This window comes from Halobellus sp. H-GB7 (genome assembly GCF_030848585.1).
GTDB lineage: Archaea > Halobacteriota > Halobacteria > Halobacteriales > Haloferacaceae > Haloquadratum > Haloquadratum inordinatus.
This window is the reverse complement of the sequence record NZ_JAVDDW010000007.1, coordinates 13,488-28,288: the sequence shown is the minus strand read 5'-3', so window position 1 is coordinate 28,288 and position 14,801 is coordinate 13,488. Positions and strand designations below refer to the sequence as shown.

Sequence of the window (14,801 nt, the reverse complement as noted above, 5' to 3'; positions counted from 1 at the left end):
CTCGGTCGCACCGAGAACCGAAATCCCAACATTCGCGCTTTTTGCGCCCGCGACCTCGTCGGCAGCGCAGACGGCCAACGCCGGGGAGAACCGTCCTCGATCGCCGCTGCAGATCAATCGCCGTCCCGGATCTGATCGACCGGAAAATAGGCGGGCCTTTCTCTCGTTTACGTCGGTCATAGTTCGATACAGCACTCGCTAACAATAGTCGTGGCTCCAGCATACAGGGGACGCCGATGTCGAGTGAGGAAAACAAAGAAATCGCCCATCGGATCCTGCGAGACGTACTGGAACAGAGAAACCTCGACGCAGTCGAGGAGCTGTATGCGACGGACGCGGTGGAACACAGCCCAATGCGTGATTTCCGTGGCCACGAAGAGATCAAAGAGAGCTTCGCGGAGACGCTCGACGCGTTTTCGGACTACACGGTGACCGTCGAGGATATGATCGCGGAGGGAGATACCGTCGCTGCCAGGTTGACAGAGCGCGGCGTCCACGACGGGGAGTTGATGGGGATCGAACCGACCGGCAACGAGTTCGAGCATCAGACGATGGCTTTCCTCCGGTTGGAGGACGGAAAGGTCGCTGAATGGTGGGTGCTGCCCGACAACCTCAGCTTCCTCCAACAACTGGGCGTCGTCGAGTCGCCCGGCGAGTAAGCTTGGATGGAAGACGACGGGCCAGCGAGTGTCGTAGTTGTCACGTGTGAGCGCCGACGCGGTGTGCGAGGTAGAGCCGACGCAGACGCAAACTACAACTCCCCCGGGGTCACTTCCCCTGTATGTTCGCCAGCGTACCGGATCTGCTTCGGTTGGCCGTCCTCCCAGTCCTCGGGTGGGCGGCGTGGCGGGACGTCGAGACGCGACGGGTACCGAGTCGGACCTGGTACCCGCTGGTCGCGCTGGGCGTCCTCTTGCTCATGTGGGACGCCCTCGGACACGTGTCGATGGCGACGTCTGCGGACGTCTTATTCTTCGTGCGCGTCGCGATCAGCCTCTTTCTCGTCGCACCGATCGCCTACATCTTCTGGCTGCTCGGCGGCTTCGGGGGCGCAGACGCGAAGGCGCTCATCACGATCGCGATTCTCCTCCCGACGTTTCCGACGTACTACTTCGCGGGGTTCACGCTGCCCTCGACTGTGACGACGCTCGGCGTCTTCTCGATGACTGTCCTGACGAACACGGTCGTCCTCGCGGCCGTCTATCCGCTCGCGCTCGCGGGACGGAATCTGCTCGACGGCGACGTCCGATTTCCGGTCGTCTTCCTCGGCCGGCGGATCGACGTCTCGGCGCTCTCGACGGCGCACGGCCGCCTGTTCGAGACGCCCGACGGCTTCTCGCGGAACGGCCTCGACATCGACGCACTGCGGATGTACCTCCGCTGGCGCGGCGCGAACCTCGCAGACCTCCGGGCGGACCCCGATGGGTTCCGGGACCCCGAGAGCATCGGTGCGACGTACGAGCCGACAGACGGCGCAGTCGGCGTCGAGAGCGACTCACCGGTTCCCGAGACGGGAGCGGCCGATATCGACACTGACGGCGGAACGGATGAGGGAACGGCACTCGCGAGCGATACGAACGGCAGAGCGGCCGCCGCAAGCGACACTGACGTCGGCGCCGACGATCAGTGGGGTGCGGAGGCGTTCCTCGACAGCATCGACGGGACGGCCTACGGCACGACACCGGAGAAACTCCGCGGCGGCCTAGAGATCGTCGCCGATCAGAACGACGTGTGGATCTCGCCGGGCATCCCGTTCATCGTCCCGATGTTCGTCGGGACACTGCTGGCGTTCACGTACGGCGACGTCGTGTTCGGCGTCCTCGGGGCGCTCGGCGTGCTGTGAGCGCCGGCCGAGTCACGTTTTGACGAACTGCGCACTCCCGTCCTGCTCGACGGTGATTCGGTATCCCTCGTAGCTGAACGTAATTTCCACCTGTGCTTCCGGGACCGGCGGCGTGGTGAATATGTATTCGAGAACGTGATCGAGGTGCTCGTACGTCGTCGTCAGTTGTTCGTGGCTCTTTCCTTCGAGTTCGGCGACGACCTCTGCAATCTGGACGACCGGCTGTTCTCGATCCGTCTCGAGAGTCCGATGGACGATTTCTCCATCTGGAGGGTCAGTCATTGCGATCAGTCTGCGGTCGTAGTTTTGGGTTTTCTGGAGTTTCACTATTTTGTCAAACTATTTTTATGACAGCGCGATTTCGGGTCCAGAACGGGGCAAAAGACCTATCGGACGGACACTCCTCGGTCGAGGTAATGACCGACGACGTCGAGGTGGACTTCGGCGATGACGGACTCGTCCCCGCCGTCGCACAGGACGCCGACTCCGGCGAGGTGTTGATGCTGGCGTACGTCTCACCGGCGGCGCTCGAACGAACGCGCGAGACGGGGCGCGCACACTACTACTCCCGCAGTCGCGACGAACTCTGGGAGAAGGGCGCGACGAGCGGCCACACCCAGGAGGTTCAGGAGATTCGCGTCGACTGCGACGCCGACACGCTTCTGTATCTCGTCGACCAGACGGGCGGTGCGTGCCACACCGGCCACCGCTCGTGTTTCTACCGGACGATCGACGGCGAGAACGTCGGCGAGCAAGTGTTCGATCCCGACGCGGTGTACGAGTAAGGACCGATGTCCGGACCGGAATCGACGGCTGACGACGCCGACGTGGATGCGCTGCTCGCCGAAGTCGACGCGCGGATCGAGGATCTGCAGGCGGCGCGCGAGCGGCGCGAGAAGGTGGAATCGCGGATCGAGGACGTGGGCGAGGAGTCCGTCGTCGCCGCTGCGGACGCCTACCGGAAGTCGATCCGACTGTTCGAGAACTACGAGGACTCCGCCACCGGGACGGGGGATTTCCAGGCGTACGTCGAGTTCCAGGATCGCTTTCTCGGCCTCGTCGAAGACCTCCCGGAGTCGGTCCCGGCGCACGACGGCTTCGAGGCCGCCGCCGAGCGGATGGACCGACGGCGACTCAGCGAGGACCACTTCGACGCGGCGCGCGAGGACCTCGAACCCGCCGCGGAGTACGTCGACCTCCTCGACCGGCGCGAAGAGACGAAAGAGACGCTCTCGGAGGCACGCCGGGACGCGAAGCTCTGTCTCCGCGACCTCGACGAGGAGATCGAATCGCGTGCGGAGACGCTCGCCTTCGCCGACGCCGACCTCGGCGCGCCGGTCGAGAAACTCCGAGACCCGATCGAGGCGTACAACGACGCCGTCAGCGCCGAGTTCCAGTCGTTCTACGAGTCGGCGTCGGCGACCGCCGTGATCGAGTTCCTCGAACGGGCGGAGTCGTTCCCGCTCGTCGCGTTCCGGTCGCCGCCGCGCGACCTCCGCGAGTTCGTTCGGGAGAGTCCCGACGCCGACGAACCGATTCCGACGCTCTTGGAGTATGCCGATTACTCCGGGTCGAAACTGGATCACTACGCCGAGGACCCCGCAACGCTCCAGACGAGCGTCGCCGTCCACCGAACGTACCTCGAACGGCTCTCGGCCGAGCCGTTGACCGTCTCGCTCCCGCCGCCGTCGGCGGGGACGCTCCGCCGCTTCGCCGGCGAAGCGATCTCGCTACTCGGACGGTTCGCCTCCGAGGAGACTGTCGCACGGCTTCGAGAGGTGCGGGATCTGACCCGTCGCGACGACTACGCGGATCTCAGGCTCGCCGCTCGCGCGCACGAAGAACTCGACGCCGACGAACGCGAGCGCGTTCAGTCCGGCGTCGCAGCGGCCGAACTGGAACGCCTCCGCGACGCCCGCGAGCGCCTGTCGGCGGCGCTGGAGGACGCGAACGAGACCGGCAGGCAACAGGGCTGATGGTCGCCGTCTCGGCGGTGGCGTTCGCAGCCGGGGCACTCAGCCTCTACTACGGGGCGCGGTCGCTGCGGACGAAGCGCGCGCTCGAACGACTCGACGCCGACGGCGACGAGCGACTCGACGCGGGGACCGAGACGGGGCTCGCACACCCGACAGATTGGCTCGAACCACCCGGCGAGCGGTCCTCGTCGGACGACTCGACTCCGACGACGACCGAGTCGGCGACGAACCGCCGCGACGACGTCTCCGTCGAGCGCGGCTTCGTCCTCCTGGTGCTCGGCGTGGTCTGTCTGCTATTCGGGTTTTTCGCGCTGTGAACGGCGGCGTCCTCACGTCAGGACAACTGAGAACTCTGGACGACTGGGAGCTGTGGACAACTGGGGACCCTGAACGCCCGAACACGCTGGACGACGCAGGCGACAGCCTCACTCCTCAAGCGCGGCGCGGAGTGCGTCGGCCGCCTCCTCGGCGAGAATACGAGCACGTGACTCCGAGCGCGCCTCGGCGTAGACGCGCACTTTCGGTTCGGTGCCGGAGGGACGGACCAGCACCCAGGCGTCACCGTAATCGAGGCGGTACCCGTCGATCGTGTTCGGGTCGGCGTCCGCGGACTCGGCGAACTCGCGGGCCGCGCCGAGCATCGCGTCGAGTTCCGCGTCCGTGTCGTATTCGAGGTTGATGCGGACGTTCTCGTAGTCGGTGTAGGGGGCGATGATCTCGGTCACGGGGCGCTCGGCGACGAGTTCGAGGAACTTCGCGCCGACGTATGCGCCGTCGCGGACGAGTCGGTATTCGGGGAAGAAGATCCCGCCGTTGCCCTCGCCGGCGATCGGGACGTGCGCATCCATCGTGCGGAGTTCCCGAATCCGGGTGATGATGTTCGTCGAGCCGATCGGGGTCAGTTCGAGCGCGGCGCCGACCTCCTCACAGACGTCGACGAGCCGCTGCGAGACGTTGACGGCAGCGACAGTCGTGTCGCCTGCCTCCAGTTCGGCGGCGGCCAGCGCGGCGAGCGACGCTTCGCCCGCGACAAACGCGCCGGTCTCGTCGACGAAGACGGCTCGATCGGCGTCGCCGTCGTGGGCGATGCCGACGTCCGCGTCGGCCGCCTTCACGAGCGATTTGAGGTCGGCGAGGTTCGGTTCGACTGGCTCGGACTCGCGGCCGGGGAAGTGCCCGTCGGGGTTGGCGTTAACGGTGACGACCTCACAGCCGAGTTCGCGGTAGAACTCGGGGCTCGTGAGCGCGCCCGCGCCGTGGCCCGGGTCGAGCGCGACGGTGAGGTCGGCGTCGGCGATCGTCTCGCGGTCGACCGACGCGAGGAGCTCCTCGACGTACTCGCGGTTGACTGCGTCGATCGTTCGTGAGGCGCCGACCTCGTCCCAGGCGGCGGTCCCGAAGTCCTCACTGAGAACGTGCTCTTCGATCCGTTCGAGGTCGGCAACGCTGAGTTCGACGCCGTCGGCGCCGACGAGTTTGACGCCGTTGTACTCCGGCGGGTTGTGCGAGGCCGTGATGATGATCCCCGGACGCTCGTACTCGCCGGCGTAGCGGACGGCGCTCGGCGTCGGGGTCGTCCCGAGCCGGTCGACGTCGACGCCGACGCTCTCTAAGCCGCTCACGGCCGCATTCGCGAGCATCTCGCCGGTGGTTCGGGTGTCGCGTGCGACGACGGCGCGGTCCGTCTCCCACACTGTCCCCGCCGCCTTCGCGACGCGGAGGACGAACTCGGGCGTCAGGCCGTCGCCGACGACGCCGCGAGTGCCGCTCGAACCGAACAGTTTCATTACGTCGTCTTCCTCATCGCGCCGTAAAAGCGGTTGCGAAGGAATCGCCGGTCAGAGAGCGCCGATCGCCTGCCGTGAGCCGGACGAGCAATCGCGCGCCGGCACCGGCTCGATTGGTTCAACGCGTCACTCGGCAGCGCCGCCGAGAGCGCGCTTGAACTCGGTCATCGTCGGCAGGGCCTTGTCGACGGCGACGTAGTACGCGAAATACAGCGCGACGGCGCCGATGACCGCGGCCCACAGGCCGAGCGTCGGCTCGCCGCCCTGGGCGCTCGTGAGCGCGAAGCGTTCGAGAGACGCCCCGACGAGCGAGAGGCCGACGGAGCCCAGACTGAAAAACAGGACCTCAAGCAGTTCGGGAACGAGTTCGAGGGGTGCGGTAGTCATACCGTCCTATCGAGGAGTCACTGGTGTGACTCTTTTGGTTCGCAAGAGGAACGTATATTAATATCTGCGATTGTCCATCATATATGACAGGTCGATACGGCAACCTGGACTACCCGACCCTCACGAAACGGAGTTTCCTCCTCGGAATCGGGCTGTTCGCAGTCGGTGCGCTCGGTGAGTTTGCGATCGCTACGACCGGCGCGGCTGTGCCCGCGTGGGAGCACACGCTGCTCGTCGACGCCGAGTTCCTCGGCGTGTTGCTCGCACTGCTGTCCCCGTTCGTGTTCGGCATCCTGCTGCCGCTGACCGAGTGAACGCCGCCCCGACCGAGTCGTGACTTCGCGGTGCCGCATCCGATCTGACCGCGCAGCGGCCCCTCGCTCCGGAGACTTTAGGCCGCTCCCCCGCCGACACTCGCGCGTGAGCGATCCATTCCCCACTTTCGAGGTCGTCCCCGCGGTCGATATGCAGGACGGCGAGGTCGTCCAGCTCGTACAGGGCGAACGCGGCACCGAGAAACGCTACGGCGACCCGGTCGCGGCCGCCGAGCGCTGGGTCGACGCCGGCGCCGAGACCCTGCACCTCGTCGATCTCGACGGGGCGTTCGAGGGCGAGAGACAGAACGCCGACGCGGTCGAGGCCGTCGTCGACGCCGTCGACGTGCCGGTGCAACTCGGCGGCGGGATTCGCACTGCGGCGGACGCGATCGACCTGCTCGACCGCGGCGTCGAGCGCGTCATTCTCGGGACAGCGGCCGTCGAAGAGCCCGAACTGGTCGAAGAGATCTCCGCGGAGTACCCCGGACGCGTGATGGTGAGCCTCGACGCCAAAGACGGCGAGGTCGTCGTCTCCGGGTGGACCGAGGGCACCGGACTCGATCCCGCAGACGCCGCGGCGCGCTATGCGGACCTCGGCGCGGGCGCGATTCTGTTCACCGACGTCGACGTCGAAGGCCAACACGAGGGCGTCCAGGCGGGCGTGACGCGCCGCGTCGTCGACGCCGTCGACATCCCGGTCGTCGCCTCCGGCGGGGTCGCGTCGCTCGACGACGTCCGAACGCTGAAAGACGCCGGCGCGGCGGCTGTCGTCGTCGGGACCGCGCTCTACGAAGGGACGTTCACTCTCGCGGACGCGATGGCTGTACAGTAGCGTTTGCAACTCGGTCAGCGTGCGAACGCTTGCAAACGCTACTGTATAGTCCCGTACTGAGCGACGACTGCGACGCCCGTGAGCGCGACGAGCGTTACCCCCAACCCGGTCGCGACGCCCGAGTCCGAGAACAACAGCAGTCCCCCGAGACAGAGCGCATACGCGCCGAGCACTACTCCCTTGATCCCCATAATCGGGTGAATTAGCGGCTCACGAATATCAATCTCAGCAAGACGGGCGTCAGACGGCCGCAGTGGCAAGGAGGCGACGTCGGTAGAGAAGGCCGGCGACGGAGCTTCATAATGATTACTCTCGTCTCTTACCGCCGACCATCGCCTCCGGGAGTGGCGCTCGGCGGTACACAGTGAGAGTAATCACTATCAGTCCCGCTGCTCGCGGATCTTCTCGCGACCGGGCGCGATGAGGTTGTTCAGGTACGTCGTGAGCGCGCCCTTCGCGTCCGCCGGGTGGAGTTCGCCGGATTCGAGGTCGTCTTCGAGGTCCTGGTAGCGCTCGTAGGTCAGATCGCCGCCGTACTGCTCGGGGCGTTCGACGACGACTTCGCCGAAGCGCGGGAAGACGTGGTACTCGAAAATCTGGAGGACGGGGTTCTCCCGCTCTTGGCCCTCGTCTGTCGGCTCTGGATCCGCGGTCGGCGGGCAGTACGCCTTGTTGACCTTGTCTTCGATGTCCGACGCGGAGTCTTCCATCGAGATGGAGACGCCCGAGGAAGTCGACATCTTGCCGATGCCGGTCGTCAGATCCGCGATCAAGGGCGTGTGAAGACACGTCGGCGCGTCGGCGTCGATGCTCGGCAGCGTGTCGCGGGCGAGCATATGCACCTTGCGCTGTTCCATCCCGCCGATCGCGAGGTCGACGTCGAGATAGACGATATCGAGCGCCTGCATCAGCGGGTAGACCGCCTGTGCGACGGTCGCGGTGTCGCCGCTCTGAATCTCCGCCATCGCGCGCTCGGCCCGCGAGAGCGACGTTTCGAGTTCGAGCGCGTGCAGGTCGAGCACGTACTCCTCGTCGAGTTGGAACTCAGAGCCGAGGACGAATTCGGTCTGGGACTCCTCGAGGCCGTAGGCGACGAACTGCTCTTGCATTCGAGTCGCCGTCTCGCGAATCTCGTCGAACGTCCCCTTGTCGTTGAGGTAGGCGTGGACGTCGGCCAACAGCACGACGATCTCGAAGCCCGCCTCCTGGAGTTCGATGAGTTTGTTCGCGGTCAGCATGTGACCGATGTGGAGGACGCCGGAGGGCTCATAGCCGACGTACGCCCGCTTTCCGTCCGGGGATTCGGCTAGCGCGCGCACTTCGTCCTCTGTGACCACCTCGGAGACGTTCCGGGTGATCTGCTCGTAGGCGTCCATACGTGCGCAGAATCGCGACTCCGGCATATGACTTCTGGGATGTCCTCGCGGACAGGATCGGGGACGCTGCCGACCGCGACGCGGTTACGACGGAATCCCGTAGACCTCGTCGTCGAGGTCGATCATATAGACGTTCTCCATCCGGTCGACGCCGTCGAGGCGGGCGACCGTGTCCGCGTCGAGGTCCCAGTCGAAGAGGTCGATGTTCGACTCGATGTGGTCGGGGTCCGACGACTTCGGGAGGACGACGACGCCTTTCTCGACCGCCCACTTCAGGACGATCTGGGCGGGCGAGACGCCGTAGGCGTCGGCTGGTTCGGTCACGAGCGGGTCGTCGAGGAACTCCGCGCGGGCCAGCGGGGCCGACGCTTCGACGACGATGTCGTGTTCGTCACAGAATTCGAGGTGGTCCTCCTGGAAGTACCAGGGGTGGAACTCGATCTGGTTCGCGGCGATCGGTACGTCGGCGACCTTCTGGGCGAACCGGAGCTGATAGGGCGTGAAGTTGCTCACGCCGACGTTGCGGATCAGGCCGTCGTCGTACGCGCGTTCGAGCGCCTGGAACGTCTCGCGCAGCGAAATAGTCGGGTTCGGCCAGTGGATCAGATACAGGTCGAGGTAGTCGGTGCCGAGGCGGTCGAGCGATGCCGACAGCGACTCCAGGACGTCCTCGTAGTGGAGGTTCGAGGGGAGCACCTTCGACGTCAAAAAGAGGTCGTCGCGGTCGTACTCGGCGATGACCTCACCGATCGTGTCCTCGTTCTGGTAGCCCTCGGCGGTGTCGATGTGGGTGTAGCCCGCATCGAGCGCGGTTCGAAGGCCGTCGCGGAGGTCCTCGCCCGAACTGTCCCACGTCCCGTAGCCAACGATCGGGAGTTCATCGCCACTCGGAAGCGTCCGGCTCGGCATCGAACTCATAGTCGGCCGTAGATACCTCGCGCGGCGTTGTAAAGAAGTGGGTCGGACGCGGTCCGTGCAGAGACTACCGGGGCGACTGCCGACCCCACTGGAAAGCGTCATACGCACGCGGTCCCAACGGATCGGCGATGGCAACGACCCGTTCGCCGCTCATCGTCCTCGGGGGGTTGGTCGCCGTGGCGTTCCTGCCGCTGCTCGTGATGTGGATCGTCGTCACCGACGTGGGGACGTTTGCGTACTTCGCGGGCTTCGCGCTGTACTTCCTCGTCGCCCACGTCGCGCTGCCAGGGTGGGTCTACCTCGACGCGACGGGGCGCGGGAGCGATGCCGTGCTAGCGTGGACGGCGCTGTGCTTTTTCCTCCCGTTCGTGGGCTTCGTCGTGTACTACTTCCTCGGTCAGCCTGACGCGCCCTACGAAGTCGATGCCACCGCTCGCGCTCGGTGAGGGGATAAAATCCGTTATCGGCTCTCGCTGCGCGTCTCCGCGCGGTGCTCGGAGATGATCTGATCGACCATCGACGCCTTCCGTTCTTTCCGGCGTTCCTCCGCGCGACGCTCCCAGTCGTCGATCGCGGCCTCGACGTCGGCTTCGCTGGCGACCGCGAGTTCGTCGACTTCCTGGATCGCGACGTCGTCGGCGGGCGCGACGGGGATATCGTGCTCGAAGAGAATCTGGTCAGCCATCTCCGAGAGGTTGCCGCCCGAGCGGAGGACGACGCGTGGATCGACGTCCGCCAGCCGTTCGGCGGTCGATCGCCCGGCCCCGGAGGCGTCACGAAGGTAGACGACGTCGCCCGCGGCGAGGCCGTACTGCTCGTCTGTCGTCTCGATGGCGTCCCGCGTGAACTGCTCGATCACCTTCACAGAGACGAGGTCGCCGTCGGTGTCGACGTCGGCGAAGTTCGAGTGATCGAGCTTCCAGAGACGTTTCAGTCGCTCTAACTTCCCGTCGAGTTCCTCGTTTTCCTCCTCTAAGGTCTCGACGCGCCGTTCGAGCCGGTCGTTCTCGCGTTCGAGACGTTTTACCTCGCGGCGCTCTCTGGCCTTCCGGCGCTCCTCGCGCTTCGCCTCCGAGAGTTTCTCTTTGTACTCCTCGATCGTCGCCTCGCGCTCGTCGATCGTCTCGTTGAGGTCGTCGACGTGCGATTCGAGGCGTTCGACGCGCTTGCGAAGCCGCCGAATCTCCTTTTCGTCGTCAGTGAGTTCGCGCTCCTCGTGTTCGGGTTCGGACTCCTCGTCGTCCTCGTCGTCCCGGAGGTCACGGAGGACGGCCTCGACAGACTCCTCACCCGCGACGACGCGGGAGATTACCGTACCGCGCTCGACGTCCGGCGGCACCTTCTGTGAGATGCGCTCAAACTGGTCCTCGTGGTCGTCGAGGGCGAACAGCGCCGCGGCGAGGGCATCCCGCTGGTGGTCGTTCTCGTAGGCGGCCTCGCGCGTGCGGTGGAGTTTCTCGTCGACCGGGAGGTCCGAATGCGGCGTCCACGCGGCGGCGTCGAAGCTCCGCCGGAACTTCTCGACGGTCTCAGGCATCGGCGTGACGTCGGCCGCGACGACGATCGGTCGCCCGCGCTCGATGAGCCACTCGATCACGTCGGCCGTATCGGCGGTCCGCGTCGAGTAGACGTCGAGGATGGATCCGTCGAGGCCGACGACCGCCGCGGCCGTCGTCGTTCCGGGGTCGATCCCGACGACGACGTGGTCGCGCCGCTTGACTAACGGCTCGAACTCGATGCCGTCGTGGCGCTCACGTTCGATCTCGATTCGCGTGTCGCCGGAGCGACCGCGGGAGACCGGAATGTCGGCCGGCGGCGCTTCGACCGTGAACACGGCGTTCGCGTAGCCGCCGTACTTCTCTGTGACTTCTTTTTCGAATTCGAGGTCGGCCTGTCGGAGCCGCTCTTGGACCTCACGAGAGCGGCGCTTCACGGAGCCGTGAATCCGCCGCGTGTAGCGGTCCTGGCTCCACCCACCCTTGCCGGTCGAGCGCCCGCGAGACACCTTGACCGTCGTGGTGTCGCCGAACGCCGCCACCTCGTAGCCAACGTTCGCCGCCGCGAGCCGTGCCGCGGCTTCGGCCTCCTTCATCGGCTTCTTCCCGTAGGGAACGCCGTGTCTGGAGGCGACGCGGGAGAGCGGTTCCGGCCGCTCTGCGCCAGTCACCTGCACGAGTTTCGTCTCCGCCGGAAGCGCTCGCAGAAAGTGGACGAGTTCGTCCTTGTCGGCCGCCAGCTCGTACATATTGTCGGTCGCGAGCATCGCCGGTTCCTCGCGGTCGAGGAGGCGGCGGAGCTTTCGGTGGGAGACCACGTCGCGGTCGACGTTCTCGCCATCGAAGGCGACGAGGGCGTACGAGGGCGCGTCCCCGCGGACGTCGCCACTCTGGATGTCCACGCCGAAGACGAGGGTGTCGAGTGCGCTCGTCCGGTCGTTCACACCGTCGTTTGGGCGTCTGCGGATATATATGCCACGCCGGAGTGCATCACGAGCGTTTATACCGGAGGCCGGGGCCATCGCCGCCGTGACGTAACGCTCACCCCGCGCCGGTCAGCGGTTGTCCGGCCTCCCCGCGCGGGAACACTCGTGGCCGGCTGTTCGCAAACCAGATCCGATCACGACGAGCCGTCGCTCACTCGTCGTCTGGATACGGAATCTCGACTTTCTGTCCGTCGTCGGGGACGAACGCTCGATCGCCGGAGAACGTCTGTTTCGCCTCGCGTTCGATCGGCGAGGCGTCGCCGGCGTACCGCGAGGAGATGTGCGTGAGCGCGAGCCGCTTCGCACCGGTGCGGTTGGCGACCTCGGCGGCCTCGCGGGCGGTCGAGTGGCCCGTCTGACGCGCGCGGTCGGCCCACTCCGTCGCGAAGGTGGCGTCGTGGACGAGCAGGTCGGGCTCGTCGACGACTTCGACGGTGGCGTCGACCGGGCGAGTGTCGCCCGTGTAGACGAAGCTCCGTCCAGGACGGGGGTCGCCGACGACCTGCTCGGGAGAGATGACCGTCCCGTCGTCGAGTTCGACGGAGTCGCCGTCGTGGAGTTGGCTGAACTTCGGACCGACGGGAACGCCCAGTTCCTCGGCCTTCTCGCGGTCGAAACGACCGCGGCGGTCGTCCTCGACGAGCGCGTAGCCGATCGAACTCGCGCCCCGGTGTTCGGTAGCGAAGGTTCGAACCTCGTAGTCCTCGGCGTCGAGCGCGACGCCGCCGGGACGGGATTCGTGGACCGTGACGGGGAAACTCGGTCGATAGCCGCCGGCTTCGACGAGGCGTTCGAGGTGGCCCTTCGAGCCCGGTGGACCGTGGATGGCGATCGGCTCCTCGCGGTCGTTGAAGTCGAGCGTCTGGATCAGCCCCGGAATGCCGAGGACGTGATCGCCGTGGAGGTGCGTGACGAACACGTGCGAGACCGAGAATCCGGTCCCGAACCGCATCATCTGCCGCTGGGTGCCCTCCCCGCAGTCGAACAGGAGCCGTTCCCCCTCCCGTTCGAGGAGGAACGCACTCGGCCCCCGCTCGGTCGTCGGTACGGCCCCACCCGTCCCGAGAAATGTCACGCGCATCGATATATCCGGTTCTGGGAGGCGACGGGGTAAACCCGTGTCGGATCATATCGGTGCGGCGTATCTTTTTGGTCGTCCTCCCGAACCGACGGGTATGGACGATCGCCGAGACCGACTGGACCGAGTGGGCTTCGATCCCGCCGACTCGGACGACCCCGTCGTCGCCGCCACCGCGCTCGTGGTCCTCGGAGCCGGGCTCGGATCGCTCTTCGGCGTCCCGCTGCTCGCCGCGGTCGACTTCTGGCTCGTCTTCGTCGTCGGCTACGCGGTCGTCGTTCCGCTGGTCTCACTCGCTCGCAGGAGACAACGCGCCGAAGCAGAGACCGATTCGTCGACGGCGCGTACTCCTCGGGTCGAACGGTCAGACGGTACAGTGGGAGGTGACCAGTGGAACGGCGCCGACGGAGGCGTCGACGCCGCGCTCGACCGGCTTCGTGACCGCTACGCGCGTGGTGACCTCTCCGAGGACCAGTTCGAGCGGAAGCTCGAAGTCCTCTTGGAGACGGACACCCCCGAGAACGCCCGCGAACGCATCGAGCAGGGGAGAGCGCAAGAGCGGGGACAGGAGTACGATGAGGGCCAGCGCGGCGACACTCGCGAACGGGAACGCAACGACCCCGAAACCGAGCGCGCCCCGTAACGGCCACCGAGCGTGTAGCGGCCGCGGAGGGAGAGTTTCTTAGCCCCCCGCCGACTACTCGCCGTCGATGGACGCGCCCCTGTGGACGGAGAAGCACGCGCCCTCGCTCTCGGATCTGCCACAGCAGGAGGTCCGAGAGCGACTCGCACGCACCGTCGACGAACCGATGAACCTCGTCGTGCAAGGCCCGCCGGGCGTGGGGAAGACCGCTGCCGTCCGCGCGCTCGCCCGCGAGGCGCACGAGGATCCCGACGCCGACCTCGTCGAAATCAACGTCGCGGACTTCTTCAGCCGAAGCAAAAAGGAGATCCGCGAAGATCCGCGCTTCGAACGCTTCCTGCAGGGACAGACGGCGTTCTCGAAACAGTACCGGCGCGGCGGCAAGGGGAACAAGTACAAACGCGAGTGGTCCAAGCGCGATATGATCTCGCACGTGATGCAGGAGCTCGCGTCGTACAAGCCCGCCTCGGGAACGTACAAGACAGTGCTCCTCGACAACGCCGAGACCATCCGCGAGGACTTCCAGCAGGCCTTACGCCGCGTGATGGAGCAGTACCACGAGAGCACCCAGTTCGTGATCACGACGCGGCAGCCCTCGAAGCTCATCCCGCCGATCCGCTCGCGGTGTTTCCCCGTTCCCGTACGCGCGCCGACCACCGACGAGATCGAAGCCGTACTCGTCGATATCGCCGACGCCGAGGAGGTCGACGCCGAGCCGATGGCGCTGAACCTCATCGCCTCGAAGGCCGACGGCGACCTCCGCTACGCCGTACTCGCCGCCCAGCACGCTGCGATCGAGGGCGACGACGAGATCACCGTCGACGCGGCACAGACGGCGCTCTCGGAGGCCGGCCACGACGACGCGCTGAAGGCCGTCCTCGACGCCGCAGCCACGGGCGAGATCACCGACGCTCGCAAGCAAGTGACGTCGCTGCTGGACGACGAGGGCTTCGGCGGCCAGGAACTCCTCTCGGAACTGCTTCGCGTCGCCGACACCTACCCCGAGGAGTTCGGCGAGGCGAACCTCGTGCGACTCCACCGGCTCGCCGGACGCGTCGATCTCGACCTCGCAGAGGGCAACGACGGCCGCCTCCACATCACCCATCTCCTGGCGGCGTGGGCCGGCGGCCAGTCGGAACTCGACGAGGAGGCGCTGGCCTGA

General features: G+C 66.3%; 18 protein-coding genes. 10 read left to right on the top strand and 8 right to left on the bottom strand.

The window, feature by feature from the left end; all coding sequences use genetic code 11:
* Positions 1–236: 236 nt before the first annotated feature.
* Entirely contained in the window at positions 237–659 is a 423-nt protein-coding gene (locus RBH22_RS12160) for an ester cyclase (RefSeq protein WP_256288573.1), read from the top strand.
* Positions 660–781: 122 nt separating this feature from the next.
* Positions 782–1,843: an A24 family peptidase gene (locus RBH22_RS12155; RefSeq protein ID WP_306677629.1), complete on the top strand. Its 1,062-nt coding sequence runs from the start codon at positions 782–784 to the stop codon at positions 1,841–1,843.
* A gap of 12 nt (positions 1,844–1,855) precedes the next feature.
* On the opposite strand, the gene RBH22_RS12150 is transcribed toward RBH22_RS12155, so the two are convergent.
* Positions 1,856–2,125, bottom strand: coding sequence for a HalOD1 output domain-containing protein (locus RBH22_RS12150; RefSeq protein WP_256288571.1), 270 nt, complete (start codon positions 2,123–2,125; stop codon positions 1,856–1,858).
* A 134-nt stretch (positions 2,126–2,259) separates the two neighbouring features.
* Between RBH22_RS12150 and hisI the strand changes: the two genes are divergently transcribed.
* Genes hisI through RBH22_RS12135 form a run of 3 tightly spaced genes read left to right on the top strand, consistent with a single transcriptional unit; the run spans position 2,260 to position 4,136 of the window.
* Positions 2,260–2,628, top strand: coding sequence for a phosphoribosyl-AMP cyclohydrolase (gene hisI, locus RBH22_RS12145; protein ID WP_256288570.1), 369 nt, complete (start codon positions 2,260–2,262; stop codon positions 2,626–2,628).
* Between the two features lie 6 nt (positions 2,629–2,634).
* On the top strand, positions 2,635–3,819 hold the full coding sequence (locus RBH22_RS12140; protein ID WP_256288569.1) for a hypothetical protein: 1,185 nt from the start codon (positions 2,635–2,637) through the stop codon (positions 3,817–3,819).
* Positions 3,819–4,136, top strand: coding sequence for a hypothetical protein (locus tag RBH22_RS12135; protein ID WP_256288568.1), 318 nt, complete (start codon positions 3,819–3,821; stop codon positions 4,134–4,136). Before RBH22_RS12140 ends, RBH22_RS12135 begins: the two co-directional genes overlap by 1 nt.
* Before the next feature lie 108 nt (positions 4,137–4,244).
* Here RBH22_RS12135 and glmM read toward each other — a convergent pair whose 3' ends face one another.
* Together glmM and RBH22_RS12125 are read right to left on the bottom strand one after the other, a co-directional pair.
* The gene (gene glmM / locus RBH22_RS12130) at positions 4,245–5,606 is read right to left on the bottom strand and encodes a phosphoglucosamine mutase (protein ID WP_256288567.1); all 1,362 of its coding nucleotides are present in this window, start codon (positions 5,604–5,606) and stop codon (positions 4,245–4,247) included.
* Positions 5,607–5,732: 126 nt separating this feature from the next.
* Entirely contained in the window at positions 5,733–5,993 is a 261-nt protein-coding gene (locus RBH22_RS12125; protein WP_306677628.1) for a hypothetical protein, read from the bottom strand.
* 83 nt (positions 5,994–6,076) lie between these two features.
* On the opposite strand from RBH22_RS12125, the gene RBH22_RS12120 reads away from it, so the two are divergent.
* Complete coding sequence (locus tag RBH22_RS12120; protein WP_256288565.1) at positions 6,077–6,307, top strand: hypothetical protein; 231 nt, start codon at positions 6,077–6,079, stop codon at positions 6,305–6,307.
* A 106-nt stretch (positions 6,308–6,413) separates the two neighbouring features.
* Entirely contained in the window at positions 6,414–7,142 is a 729-nt protein-coding gene (gene hisA / locus RBH22_RS12115) for a 1-(5-phosphoribosyl)-5-[(5-phosphoribosylamino)methylideneamino]imidazole-4-carboxamide isomerase (protein ID WP_121568746.1), read from the top strand.
* A 38-nt stretch (positions 7,143–7,180) separates the two neighbouring features.
* Here hisA and RBH22_RS12110 read toward each other — a convergent pair whose 3' ends face one another.
* The 3 genes from RBH22_RS12110 to RBH22_RS12100 all read right to left on the bottom strand — a co-directional run bounded on the left by RBH22_RS12110 (position 7,181) and on the right by RBH22_RS12100 (position 9,436).
* Entirely contained in the window at positions 7,181–7,333 is a 153-nt protein-coding gene (locus RBH22_RS12110; protein WP_158599317.1) for a hypothetical protein, read from the bottom strand.
* A gap of 189 nt (positions 7,334–7,522) precedes the next feature.
* Positions 7,523–8,518 carry a tyrosine--tRNA ligase gene (locus RBH22_RS12105; protein WP_306677627.1) on the bottom strand — a complete coding sequence of 332 codons (996 nt, stop codon included), beginning with the start codon at positions 8,516–8,518 and terminating at the stop codon, positions 7,523–7,525.
* Positions 8,519–8,602: 84 nt separating this feature from the next.
* Positions 8,603–9,436: an aldo/keto reductase gene (locus tag RBH22_RS12100; protein WP_306677626.1), complete on the bottom strand. Its 834-nt coding sequence runs from the start codon at positions 9,434–9,436 to the stop codon at positions 8,603–8,605.
* Positions 9,437–9,564: 128 nt separating this feature from the next.
* Here RBH22_RS12100 and RBH22_RS12095 point away from each other — a divergent pair, with 128 nt between their 5' ends.
* Positions 9,565–9,882 carry a PLDc N-terminal domain-containing protein gene (locus tag RBH22_RS12095; RefSeq protein ID WP_256288561.1) on the top strand — a complete coding sequence of 106 codons (318 nt, stop codon included), beginning with the start codon at positions 9,565–9,567 and terminating at the stop codon, positions 9,880–9,882.
* Positions 9,883–9,896: 14 nt separating this feature from the next.
* Here RBH22_RS12095 and RBH22_RS12090 read toward each other — a convergent pair whose 3' ends face one another.
* Positions 9,897–11,876 carry a DUF460 domain-containing protein gene (locus RBH22_RS12090; RefSeq protein ID WP_306677625.1) on the bottom strand — a complete coding sequence of 660 codons (1,980 nt, stop codon included), beginning with the start codon at positions 11,874–11,876 and terminating at the stop codon, positions 9,897–9,899.
* Between the two features lie 193 nt (positions 11,877–12,069).
* Positions 12,070–13,005: a ribonuclease Z gene (gene rnz / locus RBH22_RS12085; RefSeq protein ID WP_256288899.1), complete on the bottom strand. Its 936-nt coding sequence runs from the start codon at positions 13,003–13,005 to the stop codon at positions 12,070–12,072.
* 88 nt (positions 13,006–13,093) lie between these two features.
* On the opposite strand from rnz, the gene RBH22_RS12080 reads away from it, so the two are divergent.
* Together RBH22_RS12080 and RBH22_RS12075 are read left to right on the top strand one after the other, a co-directional pair.
* The gene (locus tag RBH22_RS12080; RefSeq protein WP_306677624.1) at positions 13,094–13,639 is read left to right on the top strand and encodes an SHOCT domain-containing protein; all 546 of its coding nucleotides are present in this window, start codon (positions 13,094–13,096) and stop codon (positions 13,637–13,639) included.
* Positions 13,640–13,706: 67 nt separating this feature from the next.
* Complete coding sequence (locus tag RBH22_RS12075) at positions 13,707–14,801, top strand: AAA family ATPase (RefSeq protein WP_306677623.1); 1,095 nt, start codon at positions 13,707–13,709, stop codon at positions 14,799–14,801.

Excerpts from the sequence above, each read along its gene's own strand:
- RBH22_RS12160 (WP_256288573.1), top strand. The coding sequence starts at position 237 with ATGTCGAGTGAGGAAAACAAAGAAATCGCCCATCGGATCCTGCGAGAC.
- RBH22_RS12155 (WP_306677629.1), top strand. The coding sequence starts at position 782 with ATGTTCGCCAGCGTACCGGATCTGCTTCGGTTGGCCGTCCTCCCAGTC.
- RBH22_RS12150 (WP_256288571.1), bottom strand. The coding sequence starts at position 2,125 with ATGACTGACCCTCCAGATGGAGAAATCGTCCATCGGACTCTCGAGACG.
- hisI (WP_256288570.1), top strand. The coding sequence starts at position 2,260 with ATGACCGACGACGTCGAGGTGGACTTCGGCGATGACGGACTCGTCCCC.
- RBH22_RS12140 (WP_256288569.1), top strand. The coding sequence starts at position 2,635 with ATGTCCGGACCGGAATCGACGGCTGACGACGCCGACGTGGATGCGCTG.
- RBH22_RS12135 (WP_256288568.1), top strand. The coding sequence starts at position 3,819 with ATGGTCGCCGTCTCGGCGGTGGCGTTCGCAGCCGGGGCACTCAGCCTC.
- glmM (WP_256288567.1), bottom strand. The coding sequence starts at position 5,606 with ATGAAACTGTTCGGTTCGAGCGGCACTCGCGGCGTCGTCGGCGACGGC.
- RBH22_RS12125 (WP_306677628.1), bottom strand. The coding sequence starts at position 5,993 with ATGACTACCGCACCCCTCGAACTCGTTCCCGAACTGCTTGAGGTCCTG.
- RBH22_RS12120 (WP_256288565.1), top strand. The coding sequence starts at position 6,077 with ATGACAGGTCGATACGGCAACCTGGACTACCCGACCCTCACGAAACGG.
- RBH22_RS12110 (WP_158599317.1), bottom strand. The coding sequence starts at position 7,333 with ATGGGGATCAAGGGAGTAGTGCTCGGCGCGTATGCGCTCTGTCTCGGG.
- RBH22_RS12105 (WP_306677627.1), bottom strand. The coding sequence starts at position 8,518 with ATGGACGCCTACGAGCAGATCACCCGGAACGTCTCCGAGGTGGTCACA.
- RBH22_RS12100 (WP_306677626.1), bottom strand. The coding sequence starts at position 9,436 with ATGAGTTCGATGCCGAGCCGGACGCTTCCGAGTGGCGATGAACTCCCG.
- RBH22_RS12095 (WP_256288561.1), top strand. The coding sequence starts at position 9,565 with ATGGCAACGACCCGTTCGCCGCTCATCGTCCTCGGGGGGTTGGTCGCC.
- RBH22_RS12080 (WP_306677624.1), top strand. The coding sequence starts at position 13,094 with ATGGACGATCGCCGAGACCGACTGGACCGAGTGGGCTTCGATCCCGCC.
- RBH22_RS12075 (WP_306677623.1), top strand. The coding sequence starts at position 13,707 with ATGGACGCGCCCCTGTGGACGGAGAAGCACGCGCCCTCGCTCTCGGAT.